The following is a 13,670-nucleotide window of genomic DNA, read 5'->3' on the forward strand; positions in this document are numbered from 1 at the left end:
CAAAATCCAAAATTTGGTTTTTATTTAAACCGACTATTTTTGCTTTATTTGTTCTATCGCACTGGACAGGGTAGTTATTGCATTCTATCAATTGTCCGATATTGAATTGCTTCGGCTACGTGCTGGGGTTTAAGGTTTTCATCTGCTGCTAAATCTGCTATAGTTCGTGCTACTTTAAGAATGCGATCGCTTGCTCTTGCTGATAACCCTAATTTCCTAATTGCTGCTTCTAATAAAGTCCGACTAGCATCATCTAAATTACACCATTTTTGTAAATGACGACTTTGCATTTGAGCATTACATTGTAAATCTTCTTCTTTTTGAAATCGAATCATAGCCAATTCTCGTGCTTTTTTCACTCTTTCTGCTACAGATTTTGACGCTTCTCCCGTTGGTTGTTGAGTAATTTCTTCGGGTTTCAAACGATTTACTGCTACTTGTAAATCAATTCTATCCATTAATGGTCCAGACAATTTTGCCCAATATTGTTCCCGTTGTCGAGGTGAACAAGTACATCCTTGAATTGTATCACCATAATAACCGCAAGGACAGGGATTTGTACTGGCTACTAATGTAAATTGTGCCGGAAAAGTGACAGATTGTTTAGTTCTAGAAATTGTCACAAAACCATCTTCCAAAGGTTGACGCAGAAACTCTAAAACATCTCTTTTAAATTCTGTTAATTCATCTAAAAAAAGTACACCTCTGTGAGATAATGAAATTTCGCCAGGACGAGGAAAAGTACCACCACCAACTAAAGATGGACCAGATGCGGAATGGTGGGGACTTCTAAAAGGTCTTTCTCTAACTAATGAACCTCGATTTTTCAACAATCCAGCCACAGAATAAATGCGTGTTACTTCCAAAGATTCAGGAAAACTTAAAGGTGGTAAAATTCCCGATAAACGCCTTGCTAACATCGTTTTTCCGCTTCCTGGTGGTCCAACGAAAATCAAATTGTGTCCTCCCGCAGCCGCAATTTCTAAAGCCCTGCGGGCGTGCGCTTGTCCTTTGACATCTTGCAAATCTGCTAAGTTTAAAGATGTTTCTTGGGTAGTTTCTACTGCTTTATTTAACTGGACAGGTTGATATCTTTTAGGATTATTTAATAAGTCCACTACATCAGCAATATCTTTACAACCATAAACCATTAAACCTTCAACAACAGCAGCTTCTTGGGCATTATCAACAGGAACAACTAAACCTGTAATTCCCATCTTTTTTGCAGTTGCAGCAATAGGTAAAACACCAGCAACAGGACGCAAACTACCATCTAAAGAAACTTCCCCCAAAAATAAAAAATCTCCTAACAAATCAGCGTTAACTTGTTCAGAAGCTGCTAAAATTCCCACACTAATTGGTAAATCAAAAGCAGGTCCTTCCTTTCTTAAATCTGCGGGAGTTAAATTAATGACAATTTTCCGCATGGGAAAAGCAAAACCCGCATTTTTCAAAGTTGCTTTTACCCGTTCTTTAGATTCTTGAATTGCGGAATCTGGTAAGCCTAAAATGACAATTCCCGGTAAACCACCAGAAACATCAACTTCTACACCCACTTTTACAGCGTCAATCCCGATGATAGATGCACTCCAAACTCTAGCCAGCATTTTTTATATATCAATAAACCTTGATCATATCAAAGCAGATTTGTGGGTATATTAACAATGAGTGAAATCACCCAAGAGGATTGTTAATATAATAATAGCAGCTAAAGATGCAGGTGACTTATGGTTCAAGCATTAACAAAATTATTAACCTTTGCAGAATTTATCCTTGAATACGGTAACAACCCCCGCTATGAACTTGCAGACGGAGAATTGATTGATATGGAACCAACTGGACCCCATGCAGCCGTGGGTGGTAAACTGGCAACCAAACTGGGTATTGCTATTACTCATGCTGAACTTCCCTGGTTTATTCCTCGCACCTGTCTAATCCGTCCTTTTGCAGAAACAGCCACAGCCCGCCGTCCTGATATTGTAGTATTAGATGAAACGGTGCTTGACGATGAACCTTTTTGGGAACATGAACCAGTAATTGCTTTAGGAAAATCAATCAAATTAGTAGTTGAAGTTGTTAGCAGTAATTGGGAAACTGATTATGCGCGTAAAGTTGAAGAATATGCTTTATTAGGAATTCCTGAATATTGGATTGTTGATTATCGGGGATTGGGTGGCGTTGTTTTTATTGGTAAACCAAAGCAACCGACATTTACAGTTTGTCAACTAATTGGTGAAGATTATAGTCAGCAAAAATATCGGTTAGGAGAGTTGATTAAATCTCCTCTTTTACCCTCGCTGCAACTGCGGTTAGATGATGTGATGCCGAGATAAATGCTTGTTAAAGTTGATTTATTATTAATCAAGAATCAGTAGCTAATTCTCGGCTAATTGTGATATTGTGAAGATTACTAACGAAACAATTTAATTTACAAGAGGTCTATTATGCATTTTGACAAGAAACTTTCCGAATTAACAAATTCTGAAATAATTAATATTCATTTATCCAGAAACGCATCTACAAAAGATTTTAAGTTAATTTCTACACTGAAAACACTAGAAGAGGAGATGCGACAATCTTCTGGACTTGACAAGTTTAAGTCATTTCTTCCTTTTATGGCTGCTTTTGCAATTCTTGATCAAATTGGCAAATGTTATGAAAATACTGAAAAAAAGGCAAGTATGGCAAAAATAAAAAATGGAGGTAATTCAATTCTAAAAGCATTGTATTATTTTGGTGATATTGAAGATGAACAAACATTAAACGAAATACGTGTATTTCGTAATTCAATTGTCCATGATGCGTCCTTATTCGCTGTTGATGTTGACAAAAATCAAATAGAGGAATATTACTACTTTAGATATAGTGATAATAATGAAACATCGAATTTAATCAATTCTGCTGAAGAGAAATGGGATGGAAAGTTTGATAGTATTAGCCCCAAGAACATGACTATTGTTAATAGAAAATTTTTAATAAACAAAACTAGCGATATCATTAGAAAATTATCCAAAATAAATGAATCAAATGAACTTAAAATTTCTTTACCAGAGAAAGAAAAAGAACTCATTAAACGTTATTTTCTGATGATTCCAATAAATTAGCTTTTTTAAACAGATACAGCGGTTTGCGTAGTTAGGAGATACAGAGTTTTAAGGCTGTAGGGGCGGGGTTTCCCCGCCTTCAATTTTATTGCATTCGACCAGAAACTGCTGTAGGGTCGGATAAATTGTCTCAAAGTTCAACCCAAAATGATTTCAAACAAAAAATTTCTCAAGTGATATAAGTCACGGCAGTTTATACTGATAACAAAAAAAATCAAGTCTTGTAAAATCAAGATTTCCATTTATGACAAATTGTCCACCACAAGTCTTAATTCCTCCAAACTTTCAACTGCGATAATCGAGAGGTAAATTTTTCCTAGTTGCTCAAAATCCGATGTTTGAGAAATTTTTGGCATGAACTTTAATCCTTCATCGTCAAATTTAACTTTTAAATATGATTCAATGTTTGAAAGTCGTTCTTCTCTTTTTCCTCTTTGCAATATTTCTTCATACCAAGGTGATTCGCGTAAAACTGTCATATCCCACCTCATAATTTCTTGAACTAAGGAACTATCTAATACAAACGTAGCAAAAAAAGCAAGAACCGTTTCTAGTTGATTTAATTGTTCATCAGCTTGCAATAAACGCAATGCTTCCCGAATTATAGATTCATCTTCACCACCTTTGAGAATCGGCACAAAAGGCAGTAGAGACGGTAAAGGTTGTTCTAAGGCAATTTTAACATCTACTTCCCACAGGTTAATTACACGGTAATCTTGACGCACTTCTAAACCAGCAAGATTAGATTCATATCGCGTGGGGATTTCAGCATCACCTGTTTTGAGAATGTTAATTAGTACAGGATATGTGGGTAATTTATATTTTTCCTCAGCTAATCCTGCATAAGCTCGCATCCTTCGCGGCATTTCTGGTTTATACCGCAATTGTAATTCATTGAGAACTAAAAACTTCCCATATTCTTTACTTTCAACCCGGATAAGTACATCACTTTCTCTACTAATCCATTGAAATTCAGAATTGAGAATTTCCCCAGCAACCACATCCGGGATTTGCGTTACCCATTTTACCCAATTATTGGGTGCAAGACTAATTAAGCGTTTGGTACTAACATCCGCAGGTTTGGCCATAAAACTATAAATGCACTGACTACACAATAGCTTAACTTTTTATCGCCTGTTCCAGCGATCGCTTAAAATCTTGAGCAGATGAGTAAGTAAAACTGTATGAGTCCGAACACAGAAACCATTTTTAGTAAAATCATTCGTAAAGAAATTCCCGCGAATATTGTTTATGAAGACGATTTAGCACTAGCCTTTACAGATGTTAACCCCCAAGCACCAGTTCACATCCTTGTAATTCCCAAAAAACCCATAGTTAATCTAGCTACCGCAGAACCTGAAGATAAAGCACTTTTAGGACATCTATTATTAACAGTCCAGAAAGTTGCAGCACAAGCAGGACTGGAAAACGGTTATCGCGTAGTTATGAACACTGGTGTTGATGGCGGACAAACGGTCTATCATCTCCATATACATATACTAGGCGGTCGTTCTATGTCCTGGCCTCCTGGTTGAATTTTACATCTGAAATAGTCCAGAACTCCTGTGGGGTGGGCATCCTGCCCGCCTAATTATCACAATAGCTGCTGTAAATCCCATGATATCAGAAAAACTAATGACTTTCATAACTAATACCTACTTTAAATAGCTTTACAAATCGAAACATAAAGCTTAATATAAATTCATGAGGTAGAAACACCTACCAAAACATACATAACTCAAACGCAATTATAAACACATGACAACTACCTTACAACAGCGCGAAAGTGCTAACGTATGGAATCGCTTCTGCGAATGGATCACCAGCACTGACAACCGTTTATATATCGGTTGGTTCGGAGTATTAATGATCCCTACCCTCCTCGCTGCAATTACTTGCTTTGTGATTGCATTTATCGCTGCTCCTCCCGTGGACATTGACGGTATCCGCGAACCAGTTGCAGGTTCTCTACTCTACGGAAACAACATCATCTCCGGTGCAGTAGTTCCTTCCTCCAACGCTATCGGTTTACACTTCTACCCTATTTGGGAATCTGCTTCTTTAGATGAGTGGTTGTATAACGGCGGTCCTTACCAGTTAGTAGTATTCCACTTCTTGATCGGCGTATTCTGCTACCTCGGTCGTGAATGGGAACTTTCTTACCGCTTAGGAATGCGTCCTTGGATTTGCCTAGCATTCTCCGCACCTGTAGCTGCTGCTACCGCAGTATTCTTGATCTACCCAATCGGTCAAGGTTCATTCTCTGACGGTATGCCTTTGGGTATCTCTGGAACATTCAACTTCATGATTGTGTTTCAAGCGGAACACAACATCTTGATGCACCCCTTCCATATGTTAGGTGTAGCTGGTGTCTTCGGTGGTTCTTTGTTCTCAGCAATGCACGGTTCACTTGTGACTTCTTCCTTGGTTAAAGAAACAACCGAAAACGAATCACAAAACTACGGTTACAAATTCGGTCAAGAAGAAGAAACCTATAACATCGTTGCTGCTCACGGTTACTTCGGTCGCTTGATTTTCCAATACGCTTCCTTCAACAACAGCCGTCAACTACACTTCTTACTCGCTGCATGGCCTGTAATTGGTATCTGGTTCACAGCTTTGGGTGTTAGCACAATGGCTTTCAACTTGAACGGTTTCAACTTCAACCAATCTGTCATGGATTCTCAAGGTCGTGTCATCGCTACTTGGGCTGACGTAATCAACCGCGCTAACTTAGGTATGGAAGTAATGCACGAGCGTAACGCTCACAACTTCCCTCTAGATTTGGCTGCTGCTGATGTTGCTCCTGTTGCTTTAAGCGCTCCTGCTATCAACGGTTAATAACTAGAGTCTAGTTAAATAAAAAACGCTCTCCGCAAGGGGGGCGTTTTTATTATGAAAAATAAATTATTGTTAATCAGAGTTTGAATTATAATATTTTTACTAGAAAAGGAAAACGAAAATACAGTAAATAAAGATAATATATGAGTCAAATAAAAGTTAAAAATTTCGGACCAATTAAATCAGGTTTCGCAGAAAATAATGGATTTATAGACATTCGTAAAATTACTGTTTTTATCGGTAATCAAGGAACGGGAAAAAGTAGTATTGCTAAACTAATTTCAACATTAAGTTGGTTAGAAAAACAATTATATCGTAGAAATTTAGAAATAAAATATGTAACAAACTATAATAGGTTTATTAGAACATATTGTAACTATCACAACTTAAAAAATTATTTCTTACCAGAAACTGAAATTGAATATCTAGGAAATGCTTTTTATTTTTATTTCCAAGAGGGAAAATTAAAAGTTTCTCCTATGATTAAACAATTAGATCTATTTTCTACTAATAATAGTCCCCAAGAATATATTGTACCTGAAATTATGTATGTACCAGCAGAAAGAACCTTTTTTAGTATTGTGAAGGAAGCTGAAAAAGTAAAAGGATTACCTCCATCATTATCTGCTTTTTTTGATAAATTCGAGCGTTCACAGCAGGAATTATCAGAAAGTCTGACTTTACCAGTGGGTGATGTAAAGTTGGAATTTGATCAAAAAAATAATACTTTAAATATTATAGGAAGTGATTATAAATTAAATATTTCCGAATCTTCAAGTGGGTTTCAGTCTTTTATTCCTTTGTTTTTAGTTTCTAGAAATATTGCTTTATCTATTAGTCAAAATAAAGATTCTTCCCAAAATGAACTTAGTGGTGAAGAACAACAAAGATTAAAAATAGAAATTGAAAGAATCCTATCCAATGATAATCTTTCTGAGGAACTTAAAAAAGCTGCTTTGGAAGTATTATCTTCTAAATATAAAAATGAATGTTTTTTAAATATTGTTGAAGAAATAGAACAAAATCTGTTTCCCAAGTCGCAAAAAGACGTTTTATATAAATTGTTAGAATTTGCTAACCTTACAGAAGGTAATACACTAATTCTTACTACCCACAGTCCTTATATTATTAATTATCTGACATTAGCAATCAAGGGATATCAGGTTTTACAGAAAATTATAGATTTACCAAACAGCAATTTACTAAAGGAACAACTAGAAAATATTGTTTCTCAAGCATCTTGTGTATCTGATGAAGATTCAATTGTATATGAATTAACAGAGACAGGGGAAATTATCAAACTTTCTACTTATGAAGGATTACCTACTGATGAAAATTATCTCAATTCTTTCTTAGCAGAGACTAATAACCTTTTTGATAATTTACTGGAAATTGAGGAACAAATATGAGTATAAATTTTTTTAAATCTACTTATCAAAGTCAGACAAATCAGTATAAATTTCGACTTTGTGATGATCCTAACGAAGATCCTGCTTATATTGATATTGATGATTGTAGCAAATGGATTGCTATTGTTGAAAATAATCAAGAAATAGAGGTGATATTTACCGCTATTGATAATTGTATTGAAATTCTCAGATCAAATGGTGAAAAGGAGAATCGTTGTGACGGTATGCTTACTTACAACAATCATCTTATTTTCGTGGAATTAAAAACGAGAAAGTCTGAAAATAGTAAATGGGTTGGAAAGGGAGAGGAGCAATTAAAAAATACAATTAATGTTTTTATAGCAAATCATGATTTAGAAATTTATAAATCTAAAAAGGCATATATAGCTAATAACAAAAAACCTACTTTTCAGTCTTCACAAATTACAAGAATGGATAAATTTAAGGATGAAACAGGTTTTAGATTAATCATCCAAAACACCATAGAAATTTCCTAAATAGTATTCTAATTTAATGGACTAAATTTATGTATCAATACCAAGATTTTATCATTCGCAATTGGCAAGAAAAAGACCGCATTTTTGCAGCCACAGTTATTAGTTCTATATTATCAGAATATGGTTTACCTTGGCAACCAGAAGCAGCAGACAAGGATGTATTAAATATTGAAGAATATTATTTAGCAACTGGTGGAGAATTTTGGGTAATTGAACATCAAAATCAGATTGTCGGGACTGCTGCCTATTATCCCATAAATCGCGGCGAAAAAGCTGTAGAAATTAGAAAAATGTATCTTTTACCAAAAGTGCGCGGTTTAGGATTAGGCAAATATTTATTACAACAACTAGAAACAGCAATTGCTTTGCGGGGATTTAAGCAAATTTGGATTGAAACCGCCAGTATTTTAGCTGAAGCTGTTAAACTTTATGAAAGTAATGGTTATCTACCAACAACAGGTGTAGAAACTAGCAGATGTGATTTAGTCTATGTAAAATATCTATGATCAAGATATTCCAAAACCTTCTGAGTCTTTTTCTTAAATCCTCTTGTCCCCTGTGTCAACGTCCTACACCCAGGGAACTTTGTCCATATTGTATCAAACAAATTCAAAGTTGTCACAAACAAAATCCTGCTTATTTATGGAAACAACCATTACCAATATTTGTGTGGGGAAATTATGGTGGTGCAGTCAAAAGAGCGATCGCTGCATTAAAATATGAGAATCAGCCACAAATTGGTTATGTGTTAGGAGAATGGTTAGGGGAATCATGGTTATTACATTCACCGCAACCACAACAACAGCTTTTAGTTGTTCCTATCCCTATGCACCCCAAAAAACAAAAACAACGGGGTTTTAATCAAGCTGCATTAATAGCTGAAGGTTTTTGTAATGTCACAGGATACAAATTGAAAATCAATGGTTTAGAACGCATCAAGGAAACTGAAGCCCTGTTTAGTTTAAAAGCAGCCCAAAGACAAGAAAATTTAGCAAATGCTTTTGTGATTGGTAAAGATTTGCGTCGTCATCCCCATATACCAATCTTATTAGTGGATGATATTTATACTACTGGTGCTACTGTTAAAGCTGCTGTACAGACTCTTGAACAACATCAAATTACAGTCTTGGGTGTAGCTGCTGTTGCCACGACAAATAAATAAAAATCAAGCTATATTAGATTAGTTACCCTGTATTTCTGGGAACAGTATTTCAATTTATGAAAAAGATTTTTGCAGTGGGTTTCAGAAACATCTTAATTATTCCTATTACATTGCTAACAATGGGGATTTGGATCAAAACAGCCTCAGCACAAAATAAGTTATATAGCCCTATTCCGTTAACTAATTTGACAGAAATTTCTGATACCTTATCAAACAAAGATATTCCCACAGGACAAGGGGGATTTGCTCGTGATTATGCAATCAAATTAAATCAGGGTGATAATTTATCTATTGATTTGTCATCGGAAAACTTTGACAGCATTATTACACTATTAGCACCCAATGGTTCAACAGCAGGAGAAAATGATGATGCTCCCGACGGTACAAGCAATTCTCTATTGTTTACCCGCATTACAGAAACAGGAACTTACATTGTGCGCGTTCATTCTTTTGGGGAAACTGGGGTAGGGAAGTTTAAACTCAAGGTGACAAAACTGCAACCTGTGAAGTAGGTTTGCGCGTCCAATCCCATCCTTAATTGGGTATAATTGAATTGACGAGTTAAACGGAATAAATTATGAAAATTCAAGTAATCATATAGGCAAAAATTTTTGTGGTGATAAAATGCCAATAAACAACTTAGGAACTATTCTGGAGATAGAGGTTTTGTTGCTCAAGTAGGTTAGATATGGAAACTGAGGAACTAAAACGGCGTTATCTTGCAGGAGAAAGATATTTTGTTTCTGCTAAATTAATCAGGGCTAAATTAATTAATGCCTATTTACCCGGAATTAATTTATGGGGAGCAGATTTAAGTGAAGCTAACTTAGCTAAAGCTAAACTCTGGGGTGCAGATTTGAGTGGAACGAATTTAGCAAAGGCAAATTTGACTAAAGCAAATTTATCTGGTGTCAATCTCACTGAAGCAAATCTTCGGGGTGCTAGGCTGCATTATACTAAGTTATATGGAGCGAATTTACATCGTGCATATTATGATGAAAGCACCAAATTTCCTCGAAATTTTGATCCTCTTAGTCACAATATGCACAAGTTGTAATTACAGCGATTTTCGGGTAAATGAACCACATTTTTTTGCCTCACGCTCCAGACGCAGAGGTGCAAAGAGGAATCAAGAGTTTGGTCTAAATACATGAAAACTGCTGTAATTGTCAATTAAACTGATTCTGGTGCTGGTATGGGGAATATTTCTCCAGCTAAATATGCGGAAAAGTGCTTTTGAAAATAAAGCCAAGATGTCATATCTTCCCCCTCAACATAACTTTTTGGGGCTGCTTTATATAAAGGAACGCGAGTATTTATTTCCTGTTGTAAAATTGGGTGTAATGCTTGTAAACCGCTGACTTTATTACCTGTAGCACTGTAGATTAAATAACCAGGATGTTTACCCATTTTCATCCAAGGTAACCATTGACCAATTCTATCCCAAGACAGGCTTAATTGCGTAACTGAATTTAGTTCTGCATTTTCTAATTCTGCTGTAGGTACAGAGATTTTAAATAATTCTGCGGCTTGATAAATTCCTCCTGGACAATAATCAGCAAATTCGGGATTTTCGGCTAAAGGATTCGGATAGTTAGGAAAGATATCAAATACAAAATTAGTTTTTTCTCCTGCTATTTGGACAGGTAATTTATTTTTAAATTGACCTTGAACGGGACTATTAGCAACGTGCATAACTGTAACTTTTTCCTCTGTCCAAGGGTTTTCCCATTGATGTAAAATCTCCTTTGTTTCTGGGTTGAGATAATAAGTCAGTTCTCTAGAAGTAAAATCCCAACTACCTTCCTCAGTGGGAATACAACGACTTACACTCATTCCCACAATTTTAAATAATAATTGTCGTTTTTCTCCAGGAATAAAACTATAAATATTCCCTGTCCAACTCAGAAAATTAGATTCGTTAGCATCTAAAGAAGCACGGGTTTTAATCCATTGTTCAACATCTACTAATTGGGTTTGTCCTATCATGCTATATCTCCTGAAATCTTAAATTTTGTTAAATTGGCTAATTTTTACTTACTTTCCACTATATTCCAAAAATAACCATCTGGTCCAACAAAAGAAAAACTATTTTCTGCAAATTCATTATTTACAATTTCCGTAATTTTTTTTGCTGCACTTTCTCGCACTAGTTGCCAATACGTCTCTATTTCCTGCACTTTATAAGTATAAAGACACATTCCTAAACTTCCTGGTTGGGCATCTACAAAACGTGATTCTAAGGTAATATTTTCTGGAAAGTGAATAATATAAAGTCTACCACTTCGCGCTGCCATAAAATCAGTTTGAGAAGAACGAGGATCATCAAAAGCCGTAACTATAAATTTTTCTCCTGGGTTCAGTGCAAAAAATTCTCTTCCTGCTAAAGATGATTCATAAGTTGTTTCTATATCATCACGTACACGCAATAAACCTAAAACTTGTTCATAGAATTTGAGAATTTCCTTACTATCATCTTGGACAACTATACCTACATGAGTAAACTGACTAGTTTTTAAAGGTGCATGATCATTAATCTGTCCATAATTAGTCACATCATAACCAAAACGTTGAAATAAAACTTGCCGACTAAATGGTTGAAGTAATAGCATTTCTCGTACCCCCACCAACGGTTCTACGAAAGGACGAATTTTTTGATCTTTGTTATAAATTACTTCCCAGTGAGTTTGAGTGTAAAGAATGTTTTCACCAATTGATTTTGCTGCTTCCGCATGATTTAATATCCCTAATATATCCGCAGTTAAGGTAGTAGCCCAACGATTACCTTTTGTTTTCATGGAACTCACACCTAACCCTGTAGATGTAGGATTTTGCCAAATCATTAACCGAATTAATCCATGATCTGCATTTTGATGATAAAGTCGAATAGTCTGTAAAGGTGAATTTACCCGATATAGTTGATAAGCTGTAGTTGCGGTTAATTCTCCTATTTCTCCAATCCGATAACCAAATTGTTGCCAATATTGAATTGCAGAAATAGCATCTGGGACACCAATACAGACTTCATATATGCTGCTAATTGTTGTATTATTGTTTGAATTCATAATTTATTTAGGGGGAAAATTTTATGGTTAAACGGAATAATTCAGTTAAGTCCATGTCCGCAAATGGGGAAAGTTATGAAGCTAAGATAGCAGAAATTGAAACTATTATCACTCGCATTGAAGGAGGTGAATTACAATTAGCGGATATATTTGCAGAATTTGCCACTGCGGTTAAGTATTTACAAGAATGTGATAGTTTTCTACAGCAGCAACAGCAGCAGGTAGATTTGTTAATTGAAACTTTGCAAGATGACCAGAAGTAAATAAACGGAAGATAATCAAAATATGCGACAATATGCAAATTTTCCTGAATGCGTTATCTTAGTTGAGTTTTGTAAAATTGTCAAAACCAAATAAGTAATAAATACTTTTTAAATACAGCCAAACATACCATTCATTATTACCGTAATTGTGGTAATTGCCAAAATTAGTTAATTCAGGTATCAGAAACAAACATTATTTTGGATATGTTGAAACTTTACCTGATTAACCAAATTAAAAAAAAATTAACTTGTGAGACTATTTGCTAATTAATAACTATGGCTTACAAATCTTTCTGAGGAATCGGTTCATGAAACTCGATCATTAATTGCATGGTTTCTACGGCTAAATCACGTAAATCTTGATTGAGATATACAGCACCTTGAGAACCAAACCAACGGTCAAAAATCGCCACATATTTGGGGTTATTGTTCACAAATCCTTGCATAAATTTGACGAGGGAATAATTCACTGAATTGAGGAATTTAGAGTTATTCTCAGGAACCATACAAGCAATTCCTTCTCGTGAATAGGGACGAGGGGGGACTATGGCAAAACTATCTGGATTTTTTGCTGTTTGTAACCATCCCTCTAAAAGAATGCTATCGGATGCAAAAGCGTCAATTTTACCCTGTTCCAAAGCTGCAAATGCTTCCGGTCTAGTCTTAAAATATACAAGTTTGGACTGGGGTTGTATTTGCTTGATTGATTGTTCATTGGTAGTTCCAGCTAACACACCCACACGCTTATTAATCAGGGATTCTGGTGAACCTAAATTGGTTTCCTTTTTAATTAAAATTTGCGTCCCTGTGACACCATAACTAATAGAAAAATCAACTTTTTTATCTCGTTCCCAAGTAAAACTACTGGCATCACAGACAATATCAACTTGTCGGTTAATTATCTTGGGAATCCTTGCTGCTGGGGTAACTGCAACTAATTTAAGTGTAATTTTTTTGCCTAATTCTTTCTCTAATTGCTGTTGGATTAAAGTTAGCATATCCACAGAATAACCAGTCAATTTTCCTTGACTGTCGGAGTAGGCAAATGGTAAAGCATCTTTGCTTGTACCAGCAGTTAATACTCCTGTTCGGGCTACTTTTTCCATCACTGTTTCTGCCTTAGCAACACCGGGTATTAATCCTGATAATATCAAACCGAAGATCACAGGGGCAATATTTTTATATATCTTCGACATAGTGAAAGCAGGTAAATGGGAGAGATTTATTTTGGTACTTACAAACATATTAATCTTGCGGAATCCATAGAATCAAAATGATTAAATTATCTCTATTAAAGATCAAGTTAACAGTTCTAGAAATGATTCTTCA

General features: G+C 35.4%; 16 protein-coding genes. 11 read left to right on the top strand and 5 right to left on the bottom strand.

Features of this window, described 5'->3' with window-relative positions:
• Positions 1–74 precede the first annotated feature (74 nt).
• Positions 75–1,607 carry a YifB family Mg chelatase-like AAA ATPase gene (locus tag BMF77_RS06395; RefSeq protein ID WP_148761532.1) on the bottom strand — a complete coding sequence of 511 codons (1,533 nt, stop codon included), beginning with the start codon at positions 1,605–1,607 and terminating at the stop codon, positions 75–77.
• A 120-nt stretch (positions 1,608–1,727) separates the two neighbouring features.
• Here BMF77_RS06395 and BMF77_RS06400 point away from each other — a divergent pair, with 120 nt between their 5' ends.
• The gene (locus tag BMF77_RS06400; protein WP_148761534.1) at positions 1,728–2,333 is read left to right on the top strand and encodes a Uma2 family endonuclease; all 606 of its coding nucleotides are present in this window, start codon (positions 1,728–1,730) and stop codon (positions 2,331–2,333) included.
• 111 nt (positions 2,334–2,444) lie between these two features.
• The gene (locus tag BMF77_RS06405; RefSeq protein WP_148761536.1) at positions 2,445–3,104 is read left to right on the top strand and encodes a hypothetical protein; all 660 of its coding nucleotides are present in this window, start codon (positions 2,445–2,447) and stop codon (positions 3,102–3,104) included.
• A 242-nt stretch (positions 3,105–3,346) separates the two neighbouring features.
• Here the strand turns inward: BMF77_RS06405 and BMF77_RS06410 are convergent, their stop codons facing one another.
• Positions 3,347–4,192 (bottom strand): Rpn family recombination-promoting nuclease/putative transposase, encoded by an 846-nt coding sequence (locus tag BMF77_RS06410; RefSeq protein ID WP_148761538.1) that lies wholly within the window; start codon positions 4,190–4,192, stop codon positions 3,347–3,349.
• 96 nt (positions 4,193–4,288) lie between these two features.
• Here BMF77_RS06410 and BMF77_RS06415 point away from each other — a divergent pair, with 96 nt between their 5' ends.
• The 8 genes from BMF77_RS06415 (at position 4,289) to BMF77_RS06450 (ending at position 10,070) form a co-directional block, all read left to right on the top strand.
• Positions 4,289–4,639: a histidine triad nucleotide-binding protein gene (locus BMF77_RS06415; protein WP_148761540.1), complete on the top strand. Its 351-nt coding sequence runs from the start codon at positions 4,289–4,291 to the stop codon at positions 4,637–4,639.
• A gap of 223 nt (positions 4,640–4,862) precedes the next feature.
• Complete coding sequence (psbA, locus tag BMF77_RS06420) at positions 4,863–5,945, top strand: photosystem II q(b) protein (protein WP_015078361.1); 1,083 nt, start codon at positions 4,863–4,865, stop codon at positions 5,943–5,945.
• A gap of 143 nt (positions 5,946–6,088) precedes the next feature.
• On the top strand, positions 6,089–7,354 hold the full coding sequence (locus BMF77_RS06425) for an AAA family ATPase (RefSeq protein ID WP_148761542.1): 1,266 nt from the start codon (positions 6,089–6,091) through the stop codon (positions 7,352–7,354).
• On the top strand, positions 7,351–7,851 hold the full coding sequence (locus tag BMF77_RS06430; RefSeq protein WP_148761544.1) for a hypothetical protein: 501 nt from the start codon (positions 7,351–7,353) through the stop codon (positions 7,849–7,851). The genes BMF77_RS06425 and BMF77_RS06430 overlap by 4 nt, the downstream gene beginning before the upstream one ends.
• A gap of 29 nt (positions 7,852–7,880) precedes the next feature.
• Positions 7,881–8,357, top strand: coding sequence for a GNAT family N-acetyltransferase (locus tag BMF77_RS06435; RefSeq protein WP_148761546.1), 477 nt, complete (start codon positions 7,881–7,883; stop codon positions 8,355–8,357).
• The gene (locus BMF77_RS06440) at positions 8,354–9,013 is read left to right on the top strand and encodes a ComF family protein (protein ID WP_148761548.1); all 660 of its coding nucleotides are present in this window, start codon (positions 8,354–8,356) and stop codon (positions 9,011–9,013) included. Before BMF77_RS06435 ends, BMF77_RS06440 begins: the two co-directional genes overlap by 4 nt.
• A gap of 56 nt (positions 9,014–9,069) precedes the next feature.
• Positions 9,070–9,525, top strand: coding sequence for a PPC domain-containing protein (locus tag BMF77_RS06445; RefSeq protein ID WP_015079953.1), 456 nt, complete (start codon positions 9,070–9,072; stop codon positions 9,523–9,525).
• Positions 9,526–9,701: 176 nt separating this feature from the next.
• Positions 9,702–10,070: a pentapeptide repeat-containing protein gene (locus BMF77_RS06450; RefSeq protein WP_015080803.1), complete on the top strand. Its 369-nt coding sequence runs from the start codon at positions 9,702–9,704 to the stop codon at positions 10,068–10,070.
• A gap of 116 nt (positions 10,071–10,186) precedes the next feature.
• Here BMF77_RS06450 and BMF77_RS06455 read toward each other — a convergent pair whose 3' ends face one another.
• Together BMF77_RS06455 and BMF77_RS06460 are read right to left on the bottom strand one after the other, a co-directional pair.
• On the bottom strand, positions 10,187–11,002 hold the full coding sequence (locus BMF77_RS06455; protein ID WP_148761551.1) for a DUF1838 domain-containing protein: 816 nt from the start codon (positions 11,000–11,002) through the stop codon (positions 10,187–10,189).
• A 44-nt stretch (positions 11,003–11,046) separates the two neighbouring features.
• Positions 11,047–12,078, bottom strand: a complete 1,032-nt coding sequence (locus tag BMF77_RS06460; protein ID WP_148761553.1) for a VOC family protein — start codon at positions 12,076–12,078, stop codon at positions 11,047–11,049.
• A gap of 23 nt (positions 12,079–12,101) precedes the next feature.
• On the opposite strand from BMF77_RS06460, the gene xseB reads away from it, so the two are divergent.
• Positions 12,102–12,341, top strand: coding sequence for an exodeoxyribonuclease VII small subunit (xseB, locus tag BMF77_RS06465; RefSeq protein ID WP_015080802.1), 240 nt, complete (start codon positions 12,102–12,104; stop codon positions 12,339–12,341).
• A gap of 281 nt (positions 12,342–12,622) precedes the next feature.
• Here xseB and BMF77_RS06470 read toward each other — a convergent pair whose 3' ends face one another.
• Positions 12,623–13,537, bottom strand: a complete 915-nt coding sequence (locus BMF77_RS06470) for an amino acid ABC transporter substrate-binding protein (protein WP_246863077.1) — start codon at positions 13,535–13,537, stop codon at positions 12,623–12,625.
• Between the last annotated feature and the right edge of the window lie 133 nt (positions 13,538–13,670).

It is taken from the genome of Dolichospermum sp. UHCC 0315A (genome assembly GCF_008121535.1).
Classification (GTDB): Bacteria; Cyanobacteriota; Cyanobacteriia; order Cyanobacteriales; family Nostocaceae; genus Dolichospermum; species Dolichospermum lemmermannii.